The 19,690-nt window shown below is 35.3% G+C and carries 21 protein-coding genes; 12 read left to right on the plus strand and 9 right to left on the minus strand.

Features of this window, described 5'->3' with window-relative positions; genetic code table 11:
• The first annotated feature begins 31 nt into the window (after positions 1–31).
• The 4 genes from MNO09_RS09520 to phnF all read left to right on the plus strand — a co-directional run bounded on the left by MNO09_RS09520 (position 32) and on the right by phnF (position 3,738).
• On the plus strand, positions 32–934 hold the full coding sequence (locus tag MNO09_RS09520) for a ComEC/Rec2 family competence protein (RefSeq protein WP_001257291.1): 903 nt from the start codon (positions 32–34) through the stop codon (positions 932–934).
• A 207-nt stretch (positions 935–1,141) separates the two neighbouring features.
• Entirely contained in the window at positions 1,142–2,284 is a 1,143-nt protein-coding gene (nagA, locus tag MNO09_RS09525; protein WP_002096336.1) for an N-acetylglucosamine-6-phosphate deacetylase, read from the plus strand.
• A gap of 4 nt (positions 2,285–2,288) precedes the next feature.
• Entirely contained in the window at positions 2,289–3,077 is a 789-nt protein-coding gene (gene nagB, locus MNO09_RS09530; protein WP_001024216.1) for a glucosamine-6-phosphate deaminase, read from the plus strand.
• A complete protein-coding gene (gene phnF, locus MNO09_RS09535; RefSeq protein ID WP_002194085.1) occupies positions 3,007–3,738 on the plus strand; it encodes a phosphonate metabolism transcriptional regulator PhnF in 732 nt (243 codons plus the stop codon). The genes nagB and phnF overlap by 71 nt, the downstream gene beginning before the upstream one ends.
• Before the next feature lie 70 nt (positions 3,739–3,808).
• On the opposite strand, the gene MNO09_RS09540 is transcribed toward phnF, so the two are convergent.
• Positions 3,809–4,615: a Cof-type HAD-IIB family hydrolase gene (locus MNO09_RS09540; RefSeq protein WP_000594232.1), complete on the minus strand. Its 807-nt coding sequence runs from the start codon at positions 4,613–4,615 to the stop codon at positions 3,809–3,811.
• 165 nt (positions 4,616–4,780) lie between these two features.
• On the opposite strand from MNO09_RS09540, the gene glcT reads away from it, so the two are divergent.
• From glcT to ptsP, 4 genes are all read left to right on the plus strand, one after another.
• The gene (gene glcT / locus MNO09_RS09545; RefSeq protein WP_001067320.1) at positions 4,781–5,629 is read left to right on the plus strand and encodes a glucose PTS transporter transcription antiterminator GlcT; all 849 of its coding nucleotides are present in this window, start codon (positions 4,781–4,783) and stop codon (positions 5,627–5,629) included.
• Between the two features lie 339 nt (positions 5,630–5,968).
• The gene (gene ptsG, locus MNO09_RS09550; protein ID WP_241950115.1) at positions 5,969–8,029 is read left to right on the plus strand and encodes a PTS glucose transporter subunit IIABC; all 2,061 of its coding nucleotides are present in this window, start codon (positions 5,969–5,971) and stop codon (positions 8,027–8,029) included.
• Between the two features lie 136 nt (positions 8,030–8,165).
• A complete protein-coding gene (gene ptsH, locus MNO09_RS09555; protein WP_000411080.1) occupies positions 8,166–8,429 on the plus strand; it encodes a phosphocarrier protein HPr in 264 nt (87 codons plus the stop codon).
• Positions 8,429–10,141: a phosphoenolpyruvate--protein phosphotransferase gene (gene ptsP / locus MNO09_RS09560; RefSeq protein ID WP_070169108.1), complete on the plus strand. Its 1,713-nt coding sequence runs from the start codon at positions 8,429–8,431 to the stop codon at positions 10,139–10,141. The genes ptsH and ptsP overlap by 1 nt, the downstream gene beginning before the upstream one ends.
• A 97-nt stretch (positions 10,142–10,238) precedes the next feature.
• Here ptsP and MNO09_RS09565 read toward each other — a convergent pair whose 3' ends face one another.
• From MNO09_RS09565 to MNO09_RS09575, 3 genes are all read right to left on the minus strand, one after another.
• On the minus strand, positions 10,239–10,607 hold the full coding sequence (locus tag MNO09_RS09565; protein WP_060749672.1) for a DUF3915 domain-containing protein: 369 nt from the start codon (positions 10,605–10,607) through the stop codon (positions 10,239–10,241).
• A 196-nt stretch (positions 10,608–10,803) separates the two neighbouring features.
• Positions 10,804–11,022, minus strand: a complete 219-nt coding sequence (locus tag MNO09_RS09570) for a hypothetical protein (RefSeq protein ID WP_000100492.1) — start codon at positions 11,020–11,022, stop codon at positions 10,804–10,806.
• Positions 11,023–11,312: 290 nt separating this feature from the next.
• A complete protein-coding gene (locus MNO09_RS09575) occupies positions 11,313–11,930 on the minus strand; it encodes a nitroreductase family protein (RefSeq protein ID WP_000180385.1) in 618 nt (205 codons plus the stop codon).
• A 330-nt stretch (positions 11,931–12,260) separates the two neighbouring features.
• Between MNO09_RS09575 and MNO09_RS09580 the strand changes: the two genes are divergently transcribed.
• The 4 genes from MNO09_RS09580 (at position 12,261) to MNO09_RS09595 (ending at position 16,001) form a co-directional block, all read left to right on the plus strand.
• Positions 12,261–13,553 (plus strand): GGDEF domain-containing protein, encoded by a 1,293-nt coding sequence (locus MNO09_RS09580; RefSeq protein WP_048562406.1) that lies wholly within the window; start codon positions 12,261–12,263, stop codon positions 13,551–13,553.
• A gap of 90 nt (positions 13,554–13,643) precedes the next feature.
• A complete protein-coding gene (locus MNO09_RS09585) occupies positions 13,644–14,780 on the plus strand; it encodes a serine hydrolase domain-containing protein (protein WP_070169107.1) in 1,137 nt (378 codons plus the stop codon).
• Positions 14,781–14,784: 4 nt separating this feature from the next.
• Positions 14,785–15,663, plus strand: coding sequence for an NAD(P)-dependent oxidoreductase (locus MNO09_RS09590; protein WP_000440181.1), 879 nt, complete (start codon positions 14,785–14,787; stop codon positions 15,661–15,663).
• Positions 15,664–15,668: 5 nt separating this feature from the next.
• Positions 15,669–16,001, plus strand: a complete 333-nt coding sequence (locus tag MNO09_RS09595; RefSeq protein WP_070169106.1) for a DUF3909 family protein — start codon at positions 15,669–15,671, stop codon at positions 15,999–16,001.
• 51 nt (positions 16,002–16,052) lie between these two features.
• Here MNO09_RS09595 and MNO09_RS09600 read toward each other — a convergent pair whose 3' ends face one another.
• The 5 genes from MNO09_RS09600 to mtnW form a co-directional block, all read right to left on the minus strand.
• The gene (locus MNO09_RS09600) at positions 16,053–16,328 is read right to left on the minus strand and encodes a hypothetical protein (protein WP_000054671.1); all 276 of its coding nucleotides are present in this window, start codon (positions 16,326–16,328) and stop codon (positions 16,053–16,055) included.
• Positions 16,329–16,634: 306 nt separating this feature from the next.
• Complete coding sequence (gene mtnD, locus MNO09_RS09605; protein ID WP_000057317.1) at positions 16,635–17,147, minus strand: acireductone dioxygenase; 513 nt, start codon at positions 17,145–17,147, stop codon at positions 16,635–16,637.
• Entirely contained in the window at positions 17,125–17,763 is a 639-nt protein-coding gene (locus tag MNO09_RS09610; protein ID WP_000811321.1) for a methylthioribulose 1-phosphate dehydratase, read from the minus strand. Before MNO09_RS09610 ends, mtnD begins: the two co-directional genes overlap by 23 nt.
• Positions 17,760–18,419 carry a 2-hydroxy-3-keto-5-methylthiopentenyl-1-phosphate phosphatase gene (gene mtnX, locus MNO09_RS09615; RefSeq protein WP_000027482.1) on the minus strand — a complete coding sequence of 220 codons (660 nt, stop codon included), beginning with the start codon at positions 18,417–18,419 and terminating at the stop codon, positions 17,760–17,762. Before mtnX ends, MNO09_RS09610 begins: the two co-directional genes overlap by 4 nt.
• A complete protein-coding gene (gene mtnW, locus MNO09_RS09620) occupies positions 18,416–19,660 on the minus strand; it encodes a 2,3-diketo-5-methylthiopentyl-1-phosphate enolase (protein WP_088107353.1) in 1,245 nt (414 codons plus the stop codon). The genes mtnX and mtnW overlap by 4 nt, the downstream gene beginning before the upstream one ends.
• Positions 19,661–19,690 lie beyond the last annotated feature (30 nt).

Raw genomic sequence — 19,690 nt, forward strand, 5'->3', positions numbered from 1 at the left:
TGCCATACTAATTGAAAAAAGGAGACGAGTTATGAGAAGTATGCGAAGTATTTTATTGTTAGTTTCTGTTTTGTTATGCTTTTCTTTAAATAGTGCATCGGCCAAAAGATATATGATGTCTATTCATACCGCGTCTCCTTTACATATGCAGCGGCAACATTTTGGTAAAATGAAAGTGAGTTTTTTTAAAGTTGGGCAAGGTGATGCGACACTTATTACATTGCCAAATGGACAAACGATGTTAATTGATGGGGGACCTTATGAAGCAGGTGAGGTTATCATTCAAAAACTAATCGAAAAAGGGATTAACCATTTAGATGCTATCGTCAGTACGCATCCTGATATGGATCACATTGGAGGACTCATTCCGATTGTAGAGCAAATGCCGGTAGCACTTATATTAGATAGTGGAAAAACATATAGTTCTTTTACGTATCACACATACCGGAATCATATTAAAAAAAGAGGAATTCCTTTCGTTTCAGTAAAAGAGGGACAATACATACCGCTAGATCCGCATGTTTCCATACAAGTATTAAACAATGGGAAATCAAAAGACGAAAATAATGAATCTTCAATTGTGTTAAAGGTACGATACGGAAAAGCGGATTTTTTACTAATGGGTGATGCTGATGTGCGGACGGAAACTGAAATATTAAAGCAATTTGATGTACATGCAGATGTGTTAAAGGTGGGACATCATGGCTCCTATACTTCAACAAGTGAAATGTTTATAAAGAAAGTAGAACCACAGTTTGCAATTCTTTCATATGGAAGCAGAAATCCGTATGGACATCCGCATCAAAGTGTAGTAAGACGCTTAAAACAGCATGGTATAATGATATATGGAACAAACAAACGTACAGTAGAAATGGAAACAGACGGCGAGCATATTACAATAGGCTCTAGTGGATTAATGCCATTACTTAAGTGAGAAATATGATAGGGGATATTCTCCCTTTTTGGAAAACTGAATAACATATATTATAATTGCAAGAGACGTACTAAGTTTCCTTTTTGTTAAACAAAGAGGAAATTTTATTCGAATGTCTAGACAACTACTCGTGCATATATTAAGATGGAATTAGGCGAATAAGGTAATAATAACAAGTAGGTATTTCATGGGAAAGGATCGATGAAAATGAAAACGCAAGTTGTCATCAATGCCAAAATTTATACAGGTCAAGAAGTAGTGGAAAACGGATTTATTCGTTACGCAGAAACAATTAAAGAAATTGGTTTGATGGCTCAATATGTATCACAAGAAAATGAAGCGGTTTTAGATGCGGCAGGGAAGATTGTGATTCCAGGTATGATTGATGTTCATATTCATGGTGGGTACGATATTGATGCGATGGATGCAAATAGCGATGGATTAGTAACTCTAGGTAAAGAAATGTTAAAAGAAGGAGTTACAACTTACTTTCCAACAACAATGACACAAGCTCCAGAAGCAATCGAAGCGGCACTACATGCGGCGAAGGAAGCGAAAGAAAAAGGAGCACATTTCGAATATATTCACTTAGAAGGACCGTATGTTTCTAAAAAACGTGCAGGTGCACAACCACTTGAACATATTGTTCCTGCGAATATTGAACAATTTAAACAATGGCAGGAAGCAAGCGGGAATCTAATTAAATTAGTAACATATGCACCTGAAGAAGAAGGTGCGTTAGAGTTTGAACAGTATCTTGCTGAAACTGGTGTTGTTGGCACAATGGGGCATACAGATGCAATTGATGCGCAACTAAAAAATAGAAACATTACACATGCAACGCATTTATACAATCAAATGCGTGGATTACATCACCGAGAACCAGGAGTTGTTGGTCATGTGTTATTAAATCCAGATGTAATGGTTGAAGTAATTACAGATGGTATTCATATTCACCCTGATATGGTGAAATTAGCATATAAATTAAAAGGACCGAAAAAAGTAAGTGTTATTACTGACGCAATGCGTGCAAAAGGTCTTGAAGATGGATTATATGAGCTTGGCGGACAGCCAGTACATGTAAAAGATGGTAGTGCTCGATTAGAAGATGGAACGTTAGCTGGTAGTATTCTAAAAATGGATCAAGCTTTCCGAAATGTAATTGAATTTACAGGTTGTTCAATCGAAGATGCAGTACTGATGACATCAATTAACCAAGCAGAAGAGTTTGGATTAAATCATAAAGGTGCATTAGCGGTAGGAAAAGATGCAGACTTTGTTGTGATGAATGAAGATTTACATGTATATGATACGGTTCGTTTAGGAATTCATATGAAGGAAGGGAAGTAATTAAATGAATATTCTTGTTGTAAAAACTCCAAAAGAACTAGCAGAAGCAGGTTATAAATTAATTGAAGAAGTTGTAAAAACAAAAGAAAATCCAACATTAGGAATGGCTACAGGAAGCTCTCCATTAGGTATTTATGCAGAAATGCGAAAAAATAAACTTGATACAAGCCGTGTAACCACTGTAAACTTAGATGAGTACGTAAATTTACCACATGAAGATAAAAACAGCTATCACTATTTCATGCAAGAACAGTTGTTTGATCATCTTCCATTTAAACAAACTTATGTACCAAACGGGATGGCAAGTGATTTAGAGGAAGAGTGCAAACGTTACGAGGGCATTCTAGCTGCTAACCCAGTTGACCTACAGATTCTTGGAATCGGTGAAAACGGTCACATCGGATTTAACGAACCAGGAACACTGTTTAATTCTCCAACAAACATTGTTGAATTAACAGAATCTACACGCCAAGCAAACCTTCGCTTCTTCGAAAAAGAAGAAGATGTGCCAACGCATGCGATTACAATGGGAATTGGAAGCATTATGAAAGCGAAACAAATTCTACTTGTTGCTATCGGTTCTAAAAAGGCAGAAGCTGTGAAAGAATTATTGCAAGGTGAATATAGCGAAGCGTGTCCTGCTACAGTTTTACAACGTCATCCGAATGTAACCGTAATCGCTGATCAAGAAGCTCTATCTTTATGCAGTGAGGCGATTGCTGATGAACATCGACAAGTATTCACCATTTCCGATCTATTATCAGATTCAAGAGTGGGTGAAACAGCTAATTGAGGACGGCGAATGGAAGCCGGGAGATAAAATCCCATCTGAGAATGAACTTTGCGATAAGTTCGAAGTGAGTCGTATGACAATCAGACAGGCGATTAATAATTTAGTGGAACAAGGTTATTTATATCGGAAACGTGGAATTGGTACGTTTGTCCAACTTCCGAAAGTGGAACAAAAATTGCAAGGAATGACGGGATTCACAGAAGATATGATTTCTCGTGGGATGAACCCAAGTAGTCAATTACTTAGTTTCCGCCTAGTTCCAGCTACTGCGAAAATAGCAGACCGGTTGAGAATACAGGAGGGAGAGTCGGTTTATGAAGTGAGGCGTATACGCTTAGCTGATGATGAACCGATTGCTTTTGAGACGACATATTTGTCGCCAGCTCTTGTAAAAGATATTAACGAAGAAATATTGCAACAATCTTTATATGAACATTTAGAGAAAAAACTGGGCTTTAAACTTGTTAGCGCTACTCAATCAATTGAAGCTTCAATTGCAACGGATAATGAAGCTGAACATCTGCATATTCCTAAAAAGGCGCCAGTGCTTGTAATGCGTCAATGGTCATATTCAGAAGGTGAAGTACCGTTAGAGTATGTGAAATGTATTTATCGTGGGGATCGTTATAAGTTTATTACAAACATCGCACGTAACAAATAATATATTTCAGTTTGTGAAGTACAGTTAATGTCAAATTGTTTAACATGTAAAGAAAAAATACGACTCATCCTTACAAGGAGTGAGTCGTATTTTTATTATGAGTAATTACGTGGTTAACAGCATCTTTAACTGTATTTACTACATAGTGAGCGTGTTCTTTTACTGCTTCATCTGCTTGAGACATAGCAAAACTGTGAGGAGTTAAAGAAAACATCGGGATATCATTATAAGAATCCCCTATGCAAGCAATTTCCTCTGGTTGTAGTTGAAACTCTTTTAATAAAACAGAGATAGCAGCCCCTTTACTAATATTAGGTGGCATTACATCTAAACATTGTTCTGCTGAAATGAATGTACTAACTTTTCCGTGGAATTTTTCATCAATTTTTTTCTGAAGGAGTTGTAAGCTTTCCTTTGTTCCACCGACAGAGATTTTATTTGGGAAAATTGTATCATCAATTTTCTGTAATAGATGCGGTTCTTCAACAGAAGTCATCGTTACTTGTTGTTCAAGCTCATGAATGAACGGTGTTTTCTCTTCAATGTAATAATTATGCTCATCACTTACATAACGAAAATAAGGATCTTCATTTGTCATTGCTAACAGATCAGGTAGAATACTCGAATCGAATGTTGCGGATAATAGTTGCTTGTTTTCATGTGTGTACACGAAAACACCATTTACACTAATACGATGGAAATTTGTATTTACAGCTTTCATTAAGTCTGCAATTTCATTATCCAATCGGCCAGAAGCGAAACAAAGAATAACATTTTGCTCAGCAAGACTACGAAGTGCTACAATATCCTGTTCGTCAATTAACCCTCCGTGTTGCATCATTGTACCATCGATATCACTTACAAACATTTTAATCATGTTGTTATCTCCTTTCTATGTACAGTTGCTCTTACATTATACGCATCATATATAAACATGTCTAAAAAACGAATTTTTATGAAATGGTAGATGTTTTACATTGACGACAAAGAAGAATGTTCTGTAACATAAAAGCAGGCTATTTAAGTACGAGGGTGGTGTTATATGAATAATTATCTAGAAATTAAAAAAGTTTTAAATAATAATGTCATCATTGCTAGCCATCCTGAACATGAGGAAGTAGTAGTGATCGGTAAAGGAATTGGATTTGGGAAAAAAGCGAAAGATGTATTGGAGCAAGAACAAATTGAAAAAATGTTTGTTTTAAAAAATGAACGTGATCGTGAACAATACAAACTGTTAGTGCCGCATGTGAGTGAAAAACTAATTGAATTAATGAATGATATTATGTTCTACATTCAAGAAAAAGCAAAATCACCATTGAATGAACATATTCATATCGCTTTAACAGATCATATTTCTTTTGCGATTAAGCGGTTAAAACAAGGACTTACAATTGATAATCCTTTTTTAGTTGAAACGAAAATGCTCTATCCAGAGGAATATGAAATTGCTGAAGGTGTTGTAGACCTTTTAAATTCTCGGTTACAAATTACATTGCCAGAAGGAGAAATTGGTTTTATTGCACTCCATATTTACAGTTCGCTTACAAATTCAGATTTATCTTCAGTTAATCAAAATTCCCGTCTCATTGCACAACTTGTATCTTTAATTGAGACAAACTTACTAATTACATTAGACCAAGAAAGTATTCACTATTTACGCCTTATCCGTCATTTACAATATGCAATTGAACGGGTAAAAAAAGGGGAAAAAGTAGAGGAATCACAAAGTTTTGCTGATTTATTAAAGGCAGAATATCCTGTCTGTTATAATTTAGCTTGGAAGCTAGTTAAGGTCATGCAAAAAGAATTGCAACTTCCTGTGTATGAAGCAGAGAGCATATATTTAACGATGCACCTGCAGCGCTTAGTAAAAGCAGAGCATGTGTAAAAAGACATATATTTTTGTCTAAAATGAAAACGTTAAAAAAAATCATTGAATCGCTTACAATAGTTATGTATAATAACTATTGCAAAGTTATACAAATTTCGACAAACACATTAAGGTAAGTAACGAAAACGTTTGCCTTAATTATAGTGAACTTATACGTAAACCTATTTTTGACACGTGTTACTGATCCGATCAGGCATGAGTGGAGAAAAGTAAGGAATGTAAGCTAGAGAAAGGGTTATACTACCCTTTGTATAGCTATCGTTCTATCTTTTTTTCCTCATGTCTTTTTGGCGTTTGTCGGAAGGTATCAATATAGATAAGAGAGGAAGGGTTTCCATGTTTAAGAAGATCTTTGGTGTTCTTCAAAAAGTCGGAAAAGCGTTAATGCTTCCAGTAGCGATTTTACCGGCAGCAGGTATTTTACTTGGATTTGGTAATGCATTTCAAAATCCACAGTTAACAGATGTTATTCCTGCTTTAAAAGCAGATTGGTTCGTAATGGTAGCAAAAATTATGGAACAATCTGGTGATATTATTTTCGCTAACCTTGCATTATTATTCGCAGTTGGGGTAGCAATTGGTTTAGCTGGTGGAGACGGAGTAGCTGGATTAGCAGCATTCGTCGGCTACTTAATTATGAACAAAACGATGAGTGTGTTCTTAGAAGTAGATAAGCTAGTGAAAGTAACAAGTTCTGGAGCAGATCCAGTAAAAATTGGATTTGCAGATCCAGCATATGCAAACGTATTAGGAATTCCAACGCTACAAACGGGAGTGTTTGGTGGTATTATCGTCGGTATAGTAGCGGCATATTGCTACAATAAATACTTCAACATTGAACCATCATATTTAGGTTTCTTCGCAGGTAAGCGTTTCGTACCGATTGCGACTGCAACATTCTCTTTAGTAGTAGGTATAATCATGTGTTTCATTTGGCCATACATTCAAGGTGGCTTAAATACGTTCTCACATCAAATGATTGATGCAAATAGAACATTAGCAGCATTCATATTCGGTTTAATTGAACGTTCATTAATTCCATTTGGATTACATCACATTTTCTATTCACCGTTCTGGTTCGAATTCGGTCAGTATACAAATGCAGCTGGCGAATTAATCCGTGGTGACCAAAAAATCTTTATGGCACAGTTAAAAGACGGTGTAGAATTAACAGCAGGTACATTTACAACTGGTAAGTATCCGTTCATGATGTTCGGTCTTCCAGCAGCAGCATTAGCAATGTACCATGAAGCACGTCCTGAAAATAAAAAATTAGCAGCTGGTATTTTAGGCTCTGCTGCATTAACATCTTTCTTAACAGGTATTACAGAACCACTTGAATTTTCATTCTTATTCGTAGCACCAGTACTGTTCGGAATTCACGCAGTATTCGCTGGTCTATCATTTATGACAATGCAAATTTTAGGTGTTAAAATTGGTATGACATTCTCTGGTGGTTTAATCGACTTTATGTTATTCGGTGTACTACCAGGCCGTACAGCATGGTGGTGGGTAATTATTGTTGGTCTTGTACTAGCAGTTATTTACTACTTCGGATTCCGCTTTGCAATCCGTAAATGGGATTTAAAAACACCTGGTCGTGAAGTAGCAAATGCGAATGACGGCGCAGGTAAAACAGAAGCAGGAGAACTTCCACGTGAAGTATTAGTAGCACTTGGTGGTAAAGAAAACATTGCTTCTTTAGACGCTTGTATTACTCGTTTACGTGTTCAAGTTAACGAACAAAAGAATGTAAACAAAGATCGCTTAAAAGAGCTTGGAGCAGCTGGTGTACTTGAAGTTGGAAATAACATTCAAGCTATTTTTGGACCGAAATCTGACACATTAAAATCACAAATTCATGATATTATGTCAGGTCGTACACCTCATGTTGAAAAAGAAGAGCCTGTAAAGGTAGAAGAAACTCCTAAACAAGTTGATGAAAACGAAACAATCGTATCACCAATTGAAGGGAAAATCTTATCGATTACAGAAGTACCTGATCAAGTATTCTCAGGAAAAATGATGGGAGACGGATTTGCAATCGAGCCAACAGAAGGAACAGTAGTTTCTCCAGTTAACGGTGAGATCGTCAACGTATTCCCTACAAAGCATGCAATTGGTATTCAATCTGAAGGCGGAAAAGAAATTTTAATCCACTTCGGTATTGATACTGTAAAATTAAATGGTGAAGGTTTTGAAGCACTTGTAGCACAAGGCGACAAAGTGAAACAAGGACAACCATTATTAAAAGTAGATCTTGCATTTGTAAAAGAAAATGCACCATCTATCATTACACCAATTGTCTTTACGAATTTACAACAAGGACAACAAGTCGAATTGAAAAAAGATGGAAATGTTAAGAAGGGCGAAAACGCTATTATTGACATTCAGTAGGAATTTGACGCAAAATGTTTATAATTATAATAGGCGATGTGGTTGACCGAACATCGCCTATTATATACAATAGATGATGTAGTACTCACGTCTATACAACTAAAAAAATACTGTAATTTAAAGGAGATAAATTATCATGGAAAAAATCTTTAAAGTAACTAGCGACTCAGGAATTCATGCTCGTCCAGCAACTCTACTTGTAAACACTGCAAGCAAATTTGGTTCTGACATTAACTTAGAGTATAACGGAAAAAACGTTAACTTAAAATCAATCATGGGTGTTATGTCTTTAGGCATTCAACAAAACGCAGAAATTAAAATCACTGCAAATGGTGATGATGCAGCTCAAGCACTAGCAGCTATCGAAGAAACTATGAAAAACGAAGGATTAGGAGAATAATGACTCTTAACATTCAAGGGATCGCTGCATCAAGTGGGATTGCTATTGCAAAGGCTTTCAGACTTGAGAATCCTGAATTTAACATCGAAAAGAAATCAATTACAAACGAAGCTGCTGAAATTGCACGCTTAGACGCTGCGCTTGAGAAAGCAAAAACTGAATTAGAAGCAATTAAGGACCATGCTTTTGCTGAGCTGGGTGCTGATAAAGCTGCGATCTTTGAAGCACATTTATTAGTGTTAAATGATCCAGAACTAGTAAACCCAGTAAAAGATAAAGTAAATAGTGAAAAAGTAAATGCTGAATTTGCAATGGATGAAGTTGCATCCATGTTTATTTCTATGTTTGAAAACATGGATAACGAATATATGAAAGAACGTGCTGCGGACATTCGTGACGTAACAAAACGCGTTCTTGCACATTTACTAGGAATTAACTTCTCAAACCCTGGTACAATTTCTGAAGAAGTAATCATCATTGCTGAAGATCTAACACCATCTGATACAGCTCAGTTAAACCGTAAGTATGCAAAAGGTTTTACAACTGATATCGGTGGACGTACATCTCACTCTGCAATTATGGCTCGTTCTATGGAAATTCCTGCAGTTGTTGGTACGAAAGTTGTTATGGAGAAAATCCAAAACGGCGATATCGTAATCATCGACGGTTTAGATGGAGAAGTAATTGTAAATCCATCAGAAGAAACTCTTCGTTCTTTTGAAGAAAAGAAAGCGAAATTTGAAGAGCAAAAAACTGAATGGGCAAAATTAAAAGACCAAGCTACTGTAACAAGTGATGGACATCACGTTGAGCTTGTTGCAAATATCGGAACACCAAATGATGTACAAGGTATTATCGATAATGGCGGAGAAGGCGTTGGTTTATACCGTACAGAATTCTTATACATGGGCCGTGACAATCTTCCAACAGAAGAAGAGCAGTTCGAAGCGTATAAAGCAGTTCTTGAAGGTGTAAAAGAAGGTCAACCTGTTGTTGTTCGTACACTTGACATCGGTGGAGATAAAGAGCTTCCATACTTACATTTACCAAAAGAAATGAACCCATTCTTAGGATACCGTGCAATTCGCTTATGCCTTGATGAGCAAGATGTGTTCCGTACACAACTTCGTGCATTACTTCGTGCTAGCGTATACGGTAACTTAAAAATTATGTTCCCAATGATTGCAACTCTTGATGAGTTCCGTCAAGCGAAAGCAATCTTATTAGAAGAGAAAGTGAAACTTGTAGAAGCGGGTACAACTGTTTCTGATTCTATTGAAGTGGGTATGATGGTTGAAATCCCAGCTTCAGCAGTATTAGCAGATCAATTCGCAAAAGAAGTTGATTTCTTCTCTATCGGAACAAATGACTTAATCCAATACACAATGGCAGCAGACCGTATGAACGAACAAGTAGCTTACTTATACCAACCATATAACCCATCTATTTTACGTCTTGTAAAAATGGTTATTGATGCGGCTCATAAAGAAGGCAAATGGGCTGGTATGTGTGGTGAGATGGCGGGAGATTCACTTGCTATCCCATTATTATTAGGATTAGGTTTAGATGAGTTCAGTATGAGTGCAACATCTATTCTTCCTGCAAGAACACAACTAAGCAAGTTGTCAAAAGCAGAAATGGAAACATTAGCAGAAAAAGCATTAATGATGTCAACTGCTGAAGAAGTTGTTGAACTAGTTAAAAGCATATAATTAATAAAAAAACCTGAGTCGATTTGAAATCGGTCTCAGGTTTTTTCTATGAGAAAAGTAAATCTTATTTTCTTACTATAGAGGATAAGACACAGAACTAGATAGCGATAGCAACGATATCAGTTGGGCATACACGTAAAATACCATTAAAAGTATTACGTTGACGGTTCTTATCATCTTTGTCGTTGTCTTTATCATCTTTATCATTATTGTTACGAGCTAAAGCGGAGAAAAGAGCAACGCCGTTAGCGAAACCTTCAAAAATTACATTGTTGAAAGATCCAATACCTTTAATGCTTAAAAGAGAAAGTTCTGTTCCAACTGAAATGCTAGCAAGTACGTTACATACAGCTGGTTGTTGTGGTTTTACCTCTCTCTCTTTCTCGCGATGGTCACGATGGTCGCACTCTCTTTCACGATGATGACAGTCTCTAAAGTTATCACAGCATCCAAATGATCCAAACATAATCCTCATCACCCCCTTCACACTTATAATCTATGTAAGTTCGGTAGTTAGTGACTGGACAGAGAGTGGAATTTTTTCTGGGGGATTTTCTCATTTTAAAAGACTAGCTGGGTGTTTAGTACGGAATGATGTTTAAAATAGGGGAAATATCACAAAAAAGTGTAAAGACCACCGAAATGAATGAAATAGGTAGGCTTTACACTTTTTTACTTTTATATAAAACGATGATATATACAGGGAGAGCTAAGAGTAGTGGTGCAATGGATCTTGCAGTATGTTTTTCTGCGTCTAATTGGAACGTTTCTTCTTTTGGGAATTGTAACACTGATATGTTTGTAGCATCGCCAATAAAATATAACAGTAGTACAGTTACTATGTAACTTAAAAGTGCGATAAAGCTTCCGTATGAACTCAATGAAAATCCCTCTCTTGTTATCTATTTGTTATCATTGTATCATAATTGTAACAAAAACACACGGTTATATTTCGATGCTTTAACAAAATTCGACACGAAACGCCATTTATGTGTATGGGAATAGCATGAAATTTACTATTTTTTTATGTATAGATGTCGAATAATACATTGTAATATTACGGGTGTGTGACAGAAGAAAAAGAAACGAAGGTAATGAAATTACCTTCGTTTCTTTTTTATCCCGTATTAACAGGCAGTAAGCCCCTCACATTGATTAAAGGTTCACTTTATTATTTTGCCCATTCACTCACTTGTTCTACGCTCATTCGTGGTGCAGGATGACCTTTTAAAGTTGATTCACCAATTGTAATAAGCATAATTGGTACGTAACGAGATGAAACATTGAATTCTTCTGTAAGTGCTTGTGGGTTGAAACCACCAATAGCACAAGTATCCCAGCCAGTTGCTTTAGCCGCAAGCATAAGTTGCATTGCTGCTAAAGATGCATTTGAAAAGGCTGCATCTCTTGGGAATTGCTCACGAGCATATGCAGACTCAATATTTTTAGCTAAGCGCTCTTTTGCTTCTTCTTTCATAAATCCTTGTTCTACAATTGGACCATAAACTGGTTCAACGTTTTTATAAGCTTCTAAATCACCTAAAATAGCGACTACAGCAGAAGCATCAAGTATTTGTTGCTGGTTATAAGCAATTGGATGCAATCGTTTCTGTACATCTTCACCTTGGAATACAAGGAATTTCCAGTGCTGCAAGTTCCAAGCAGAAGGTGCTTGAGCAGCTCCCTTTAAAATCTCGTGTAACTCTGTAGATGAAATTTCTTTCTCTGGGTTGAATGCACGTGTAGATGTGCGTTCGTATAGAACATTAAAAAAGTTGTCGTTTGTCATTATATATCCTCCAAGTAACATATCAAATTATAAAAAAATATATGTAATATATTCTACTTACATTTTGTAAGTTGTCGAATTTAAGAATATAATATCTTTATTTTAATTGTCAAGTTTTAAAGAGGAAGCTAGGGCATTCATACAAACGATACAATTCCTATCATCATACACTAAAAAAGGAATTTATAGAGAAAAAGCGAAGAGAGCATTCTCAATTAGCTTGTTAATATGTATCCCTCACTCATTAAAGTATTTAGAGAACAGTCTTTTTATAAAATGTTTGTGAGGAATGCAGTAGAACAAGATATATGAAGTGAGTGAAGACTAGTGATGAACATACTACATTTTTTATTAGAGAATACGGTTTTCCAAAATGTATTACAAGATCTTCAGTTAAATGTCCTTTATATAGAAAATGGATGCACACATCAACAAACGATAGAAAATATTCATCCAAAATGTATGTTTATAGCAAATAGTTTTGAAGAAGGAGAATTATTGTATCAGAGGACTAAACCACATATTGTAATTATGTATGTAACAGATTTTTCTCAAATAAAATATATAAAGAATATGTATAATCCACAGAGTACATTTATTGTCATTTGGGATCAACAGATAACAAGCGAGTTTGCAGAGGTGCTTACGTTAGGAATACGTAATATTGTGATAGCCCCTGTGACCCCACAAATGGTGTTAGAGGAAGTGAATAAGAGTTTGTATCAGCTTTCTTTAGTGCGGCAAGTAAGTTTGCAACAAGAACTACTTCAAACGATGTTTGATTTTCAAAATGATCTATTATTTATAGTAGAAGACGATGAGATTGTTGATTGTAATACAAATTTTTTAGAGTTTTTCGGATATGAAAATTTATTTGCCTATCGTGAGCAACATTTAGTATTTGCTGAACATTTTATTAGAGAAAACGGATACTATTCAACAACCCATGATATAACATGGTTAGATGATACATTATCATATGATAGAAGAATTAAGATGTCCAATTATGAAGGAGAAGTGTCAACTTTTTTATTGCGTGCGACACCACTGCCAGAAGATTTATCAAGATTTATTGTGAAGTGTACAGAGATTACAGAATTAGATGAAATCTATCAAGAACAAGAAAGGCTTGCTATGATAGATTCGTTAACAGAGATTTATAATCGTTTGAAGTTCCAACAAATACTAGAGGCAGAATGGGATAATGCAATGCGTAACGATGAAAAAATAGCACTTATTTTATTTGACATAGATAATTTTAAAACAGTAAATGACACGTATGGCCATGATTTTGGTGACTTAGCATTAATTCAGCTTGCAGAGCTTATGAAATCTAAAGTGGAGCAGCAACATGTATTTGCAAGGTGGGGAGGAGAAGAATTTATTATATTAGTAACGAATACAGTAGAAAAAGAAGCATTTCAGGTTGCGGAATCATTACGATTTTTCATTGAAACAAAGCATTTCTCCGGAATTTCGAAATTAACAGCGAGTTTTGGAGTCGCGTTATATGAACAAGGGATTACAAGAGAAGAATTAATGCAACGAGCGGATATTGCATTATATGAAGCGAAAAAAAATGGGAAAAATCAAGTGTGTGTATATAGAAAAGAAAAAAAGTGATTTTTCGCAACAAATTGTTGCGATTTTTTTTTATTGTTTGATAATAGAATGTGGGGGGGATTTTGGACGAAGGAATTATGGAGGAACAACATGATAAAAAAAATAATGACGATGGCTTCGCTGTCTGCTGTAGTTTGTGGTGGAGTATACTATTTTCTCTGTAATCCCAATATAAAGGAAAGCACTGTATTAACAACTAAGGTGAATCCTACTATTGAATCAGAAGTACAAGAGAATATAGAAGAAAAAGAAGAACAACAAATTGATTATGCTAGTATATCTCAAAAGTTAGATCAATATTTAATAGGAAAGCAATTTAATGGAACAGTTTTAGTAACAGATAAAGAGCATGTTATATTGAATAAAGGATATGGATATGCTGATGTTCAAAATAAGATAGAAAATACGCCTCAAACAAAATATCGTGTCGGTTCTATTACGAAAACAGTCGTGGCCACATCTATTTTACAGCTGCAGGAACAAGGGAAGTTAAATATTCAAGATAATGTAAATAAATATATTCCCTCTTTTCCGGTAGATAAAAATATCACCTTATATCATTTGTTAACACACACATCAGGTTTACCAGAAAGTGGAAAATGGAAAGTGAATGCAGCTTCTCGTATAAATTTAGTAAATTGGATTGGAAGTCAAAAATTAGAATTTCCACCAGGCACAGGTTGGAGATATACAGATTATAATTATATGGTGCTTGCCTATATTATAGAAAGCATATCAAAAAAACCTTTAGGAGATTACATAAAAGAAAATATATTTACTAAAGCAGAAATGCATGAATCTGGTATGGGAAATATGGCTCAGGGAGATCAGCATTTTACTAAAGGATATGTAAAGAAAGAGAATGTACTTGAACCTGCACAAAAATTGTTAATGGAGTGGTTATACGGATGCGGTGAGATGTATACGACAGTTGGCGATATGAAGAAGTTAGACGAAGCGATTATAAATGGGAAACTTCTTTCTGAACAAAGTAGACAAGCGATGTTTTCACCTTCAACAGAACGAAAATATGCATATAGTTTTTACATATATCCGGATTATTTTCATAATCATGGTGTACTATCTGGTTGGAACACTTTCAATAATTTTAATAAAGAAAAAGGCACTTTTGTTATATTATTTTCAAATGTGAAAAATAGTATAGATGATGATTTTAATAATGAGTTTCGAAAGATGGTAAGTGATTTATTAGAACAAAGGGGATGAGAAAATGGAACGTAAAAATGTATCAATAGGTTTCATCGGTATTGGTGTAATGGGAAAAAGTATGGTGCGTCATTTAATGCAAGACGGCTATCAAGTATATGTATATAATAGAACGAAAACGAAGACAGACTCTTTAGTGCAAGATGGTGCAAATTGGTGTGATACACCGAAAGAGTTAGTGAAGCAAGTTGATGTTGTAATGACTATGGTTGGATATCCACATGATGTAGAAGAAGTGTACTTTGGGATAGATGGAATTTTGGAGAATGCAAATGAAGGTACGATAGCAATTGATTTCACGACATCTACACCAACATTGGCAAAACGTATTAATGAAACCGGTAAAAGTAAGAATGTATATACGTTAGATGCGCCTGTATCTGGAGGAGACGTTGGTGCGAAAGAAGCAAGGCTCGCAATTATGGTCGGTGGTGAAAAAGAAATATATGAAAAATGTTTACCGTTATTTGAAAAACTAGGAACAAACATTCAGTTGCAAGGACCAGCTGGAAGTGGACAACATACGAAAATGTGCAATCAAATTGCGATTGCTTCTAACATGATTGGAGTATGTGAAGCTGTTGCTTATGCAAAAAAAGCTGGACTAGATCCGGATAAAGTATTAGAAAGTATTTCAACGGGAGCAGCAGGTAGTTGGTCATTGAGTAACTTAGCTCCTCGAATGTTAAAGGGAGATTTTGAACCAGGGTTTTATGTAAAGCACTTTATGAAAGATATGAAGATAGCTTTAGATGAGGCTGAAAAATTGCAATTACCAGTACCAGGTTTAAGTTTGGCGAAGCAATTGTATGAGGAGTTAATAAAAGATGGGGAAGAGAATAGCGGAACACAAGTGTTATACAAAAAATACATAAAGGGGTAAATGAGATGGATCTACAAAGATTTGATGAGATGATTGATAATGTACAACGAGCAACTTGTATACAAATTAGTGAAAAACAAAAAGAAGCTTTTAAACAAAAATATGATTTTGGGCCGGAATTCGAATATGGAAGAGATGAGAAGGGGCATTATGTTATTCGAACTTCAAAAAAGATGTTAGAAGAAATGGAGTTTTATTTGGCATTGAAATATGATCGAGATGGGGTTGATCTTTATATGCAAGCAGAGATTGACGGTATATGTCACGTATCTGTTAGCTATAGTGAAGACGCCTTGCACTTACAAGAATTGTTTCAATTTCTAGAAGAAAATAAATAAAAGTCCTCATTTGAGGACTTTTATTTATTTAGGTATATTTAATTTTTATAATTATAAGCTAGAAGCTCTGCGGCATCGTTCGATTGGAAATGGAATAACTTGCGCGATGTGATTAGGACCGAATTGTTTTGCACGAGCATGGCGTACTATATAAAATGCACACAGAATTGAAACAGGAATAGCACCGAATAAGCCAAAAAATAAAGCGCTTACACAAGATGCGACAAAACCTAAAACACCAACTTCCAACTCTTCCATAATAGCTCCTAGAATAACAGGAAGTGCTCCACACGTAACCCCTAGTATAAGTGCGATAAGTAAACTCATGATTATCCCCCTCTGTTTGCGATATTCTTTTCCTTTTTATTTAATTGTAGTATATCATACACAAAACAGAATTTTCAGAAAAAATTCAAAAAAAGTTCAATAAATGTTCAAAAAGTGTTGAAAAATTTGCTTAAAAAATAGAAGGGGAGATTGTTTTGGCATAGAAGGACTCATATGTTTGAGAAAATAAAAAATCAGGCTTATTTCACTTTTTGAAATAAGCCTGTTCCATAGGAGGATGTATATATGTAGAGTGAATAAAAGGTTGGAAAAGGGGATCCAAGTCCTTTTATTCAACTAACTACCTTAATAAATTGGAACCCAGCCTTCAGTTGTAACAAAAATACGAATAGCTACAACTTGACGATCATCTTGCAAGGTAAAATAATGTCTTGCATTTTCAGGAACAGATATGAGATCGCCTGGCTCAAGTTCAACGTCAAAGAATTTCCCATCTTTTCCTTCAATAGCAAAGATGCCATGACCACTAACAATAAAGCGAACTTCATCATCGGTATGATGGTGTTCTTTTTGGAAGTTAATTAATAATTCGTCAAGGTTAGGTGTGCTATTTGAAAGTGAAATTACATCATGTGCTTTATAGCCTCGGCGCGCTGAAACATCAGCGATTTCTTTTGAAAACACAGCTAATATTTCAGCCTTGTTTTCATCTGTTAACGAATAATTTTCATTTAAATGAGTAGGAAGCTTAGAAATATTCCATTTCTCATATAAAACGCCTTCCTCTTGTAGAAATTTAGATACTTCTACTTCATTTTCGATGCGAGTATTTACTTCATGAATACGAATTTGCGCCATTAGAAACGCCTCCTTGAATTGATAATAGTTTTATATGAAATTGGAATAAAAACTCATAAGCTTCTAATCTTTTCTTTGCATCAAAGCTATCTCGGCCCCATACGGTAATACCGTGGTTACGGATTAATACTGCTCCCGAATCTCCTTGTATATGTTTTCGGAAGTTTTCTCCAAGCGTTGGGATATGGGCATGGTTTTCGATAATAGGAATGTGAATTGTTGCACCTTCTTCCCAAATATCGAGAGCTTTAATAATTTCTTGATTTTGAAGGGTGACTGCATCACTATATAAATTTGTGATGACATTATTATCAGTTGTATGAACATGAAGTACGCACCCAGCATTCGTATTGTTATAAATATGTGTATGCAATATTGTTTCTGCTGAAGGGCGTAATTCAGTCTCTAATACGGGAAGCCCTAGATGATCTACTAATAGAAAATCATCTGGAGTAGTTTTTGTTTTATCTTTACCACTTGCTGTAATAAGAAAAGTAAGTGGCTCATGACTAACCTTTATAGAAATATTACCACTCGTTGCTGGAAACCAATTTCGTGTTGTTAATTCTTTTTTTATCTCGCTTAAGTCATACCATTGACGAAAAAGTTGTTTCATGATTTCACCTCCAACAAATGTTTTAATTGGGTTTGAACATCGTGAAATGTTTCAAACGGTGTATAAGCAATATAATTCTCTTCACACTTTGTAATAAGGAAGTCGCGAGCAAATACTTTATCTGCTTGTTTCGCAGCTTGTAAATCAGTAATTGAATCTCCAATCACAATATGGAAGTCATTCGTATCACTTAATTTACGGATTAAAGATGATTTGCATAATCCGCAATGATTTTGACAATGATGATCACAAGGATGAGGCCACTTAACTGTAATGAATTCATTTGAAAAGTCTGTTTCATTACAGTAAATTTGCTCTTTTGGAATGATTCCTTGTAAGAGTGGATAGACGAAGAAATCCATTCCACCTGATATAACGTAAAAAGAAATGTTATTTTCATTTACAAATTGTATAAATTCATGAAAACCACTACGGATTTCAGCAGTTTCTATTAAAAATTGAATCATATCATCGTGTAGACTAGTAGGTATTAATTGAAATAATTGAGAAACACCTTCTTGAATAGACAGCTCTTGTGATAAAATTCTATTCTTTACTTCTTCGGCTTCTGGTGGTGCAAATTTTTCCATAATGGACATAATGTTATCATTATTTGTAATCGTGCCATCGAAATCACAAAATACTTGAATACTCATAATTTCACCCCATGAGAGGGATTTCCCCATATTTGAAGTGCACTATGCAAATTTATGTCATCTACTTCATGGAGTGGTGTATTTTGCAAAGTAGCATTAATTGCAGTATGGAAAGCTTTACCGCCCCCTTGCGCTCCACTCGGATGTCCATGTATCCCGCCGCCAGCATTAATAACAACATCTTTACCGAAATCTCGTAGAATAAAGGGAACGAAACCAGGGTGAATACCAGCAGACGGAACAGAAAAACTCTTCTTGAAAAATGCATCGTCTTCAGTTAAATATTTTGAGATAGCAAGAGCCTCCTCTTTTTCTAGAGCAACACTTCCGTATGGAGATGGGAATAATGAAAAGTCAGCCCCAGCATAACGTAGTAGCTTTCCTAGTAATAATGGAGAGGAAACTCCATATAACTTGGATGCTGAATAAGCACCACTTACAGCAGGGTGTGCCATAATAGGAACTGGGATTTCATCATCTTCTGCAAGTGATTGTAGTACATCTAGTCCGTAAGCAAATACGTTAAATAATAGAATATCTGCCCCAGCTTGCACTGCGCGTTTCGCATTTTCTTTTAAATCAAAAGTTCGTCCTGTTAAATTTACGGCATATAACGTTTTATGTCCGTATGTTTCATATACGGATTGTAAAACTTCTTTTCCAGATACAATGCGTTTCGTAAGTGGTGTTAATGTATTCTCAAATAATATTTCATCATCTTTTACTATATCTACACGACCAATTGCTTGATCGCGTAATTGCGTTTTTAAATAACCAATATTTCGTCCAATCATTCCTTTAAAAATACTCATTAAAAGGGGACGCTCATGCACTTGTAAAAGATTTCGAATACCATCTATCCCGAATTTTGGACCAGGGAAATATTGTTTTAACTCGTCTGAAAATGTTAAGTCGATTAATTTCACTTCACCATCAAGTGATAGCTTTCCGAATGTAGTTGTTAAAATTGCTGGTAAGTCCGGACTGAAGTTTAATAACGGATATTCGATTTTAATAATCCCGCGTTTAACTTTTTTACGTAAATACGAATTGGTATGTTCTTGTTCAGCTAGTTCCTCAACATGAATGACGTTGCCTTTATGGTGTTTTAATTGTTCTTGCAATAAGTGTGGCAAATGAGTCCAAGAGCCAATTGTTAAACCGAGTGCAATTTGCTCGGCCTTTTTTTCTAAGTTATGTGAATCATCATGGATTAAATACGTTGCTATAATTCCGCTCATTGTTAAAACCTCCTAGTTAAATAAAAAAAC

The organism is Bacillus sp. N5-665, from assembly GCF_022637375.2.
Classification (GTDB): Bacteria; Bacillota; Bacilli; order Bacillales; family Bacillaceae_G; genus Bacillus_A; species Bacillus_A wiedmannii.

What these genes read in the sequence shown, in the direction of transcription:
- MNO09_RS09540 (WP_000594232.1), bottom strand. Translation starts at nt 4,615, where the DNA reads ATGATTAAAATGTTTGTAAGTGATATCGATGGTACAATGATGCAACAC.
- nagA (WP_002096336.1), top strand. Translation starts at nt 1,142, where the DNA reads ATGAAAACGCAAGTTGTCATCAATGCCAAAATTTATACAGGTCAAGAA.
- phnF (WP_002194085.1), top strand. Translation starts at nt 3,007, where the DNA reads ATGAACATCGACAAGTATTCACCATTTCCGATCTATTATCAGATTCAA.
- MNO09_RS09580 (WP_048562406.1), top strand. Translation starts at nt 12,261, where the DNA reads ATGAACATACTACATTTTTTATTAGAGAATACGGTTTTCCAAAATGTA.
- ptsH (WP_000411080.1), top strand. Translation starts at nt 8,166, where the DNA reads ATGGAAAAAATCTTTAAAGTAACTAGCGACTCAGGAATTCATGCTCGT.
- MNO09_RS09585 (WP_070169107.1), top strand. Translation starts at nt 13,644, where the DNA reads ATGATAAAAAAAATAATGACGATGGCTTCGCTGTCTGCTGTAGTTTGT.
- MNO09_RS09520 (WP_001257291.1), top strand. Translation starts at nt 32, where the DNA reads ATGAGAAGTATGCGAAGTATTTTATTGTTAGTTTCTGTTTTGTTATGC.
- ptsG (WP_241950115.1), top strand. Translation starts at nt 5,969, where the DNA reads ATGTTTAAGAAGATCTTTGGTGTTCTTCAAAAAGTCGGAAAAGCGTTA.
- mtnW (WP_088107353.1), bottom strand. Translation starts at nt 19,660, where the DNA reads ATGAGCGGAATTATAGCAACGTATTTAATCCATGATGATTCACATAAC.
- MNO09_RS09590 (WP_000440181.1), top strand. Translation starts at nt 14,785, where the DNA reads ATGGAACGTAAAAATGTATCAATAGGTTTCATCGGTATTGGTGTAATG.
- MNO09_RS09610 (WP_000811321.1), bottom strand. Translation starts at nt 17,763, where the DNA reads ATGAAACAACTTTTTCGTCAATGGTATGACTTAAGCGAGATAAAAAAA.
- nagB (WP_001024216.1), top strand. Translation starts at nt 2,289, where the DNA reads ATGAATATTCTTGTTGTAAAAACTCCAAAAGAACTAGCAGAAGCAGGT.
- MNO09_RS09565 (WP_060749672.1), bottom strand. Translation starts at nt 10,607, where the DNA reads ATGTTTGGATCATTTGGATGCTGTGATAACTTTAGAGACTGTCATCAT.
- MNO09_RS09600 (WP_000054671.1), bottom strand. Translation starts at nt 16,328, where the DNA reads ATGAGTTTACTTATCGCACTTATACTAGGGGTTACGTGTGGAGCACTT.
- mtnX (WP_000027482.1), bottom strand. Translation starts at nt 18,419, where the DNA reads ATGAGTATTCAAGTATTTTGTGATTTCGATGGCACGATTACAAATAAT.
- glcT (WP_001067320.1), top strand. Translation starts at nt 4,781, where the DNA reads ATGAATAATTATCTAGAAATTAAAAAAGTTTTAAATAATAATGTCATC.
- ptsP (WP_070169108.1), top strand. Translation starts at nt 8,429, where the DNA reads ATGACTCTTAACATTCAAGGGATCGCTGCATCAAGTGGGATTGCTATT.
- MNO09_RS09575 (WP_000180385.1), bottom strand. Translation starts at nt 11,930, where the DNA reads ATGACAAACGACAACTTTTTTAATGTTCTATACGAACGCACATCTACA.
- MNO09_RS09595 (WP_070169106.1), top strand. Translation starts at nt 15,669, where the DNA reads ATGGATCTACAAAGATTTGATGAGATGATTGATAATGTACAACGAGCA.
- mtnD (WP_000057317.1), bottom strand. Translation starts at nt 17,147, where the DNA reads ATGGCGCAAATTCGTATTCATGAAGTAAATACTCGCATCGAAAATGAA.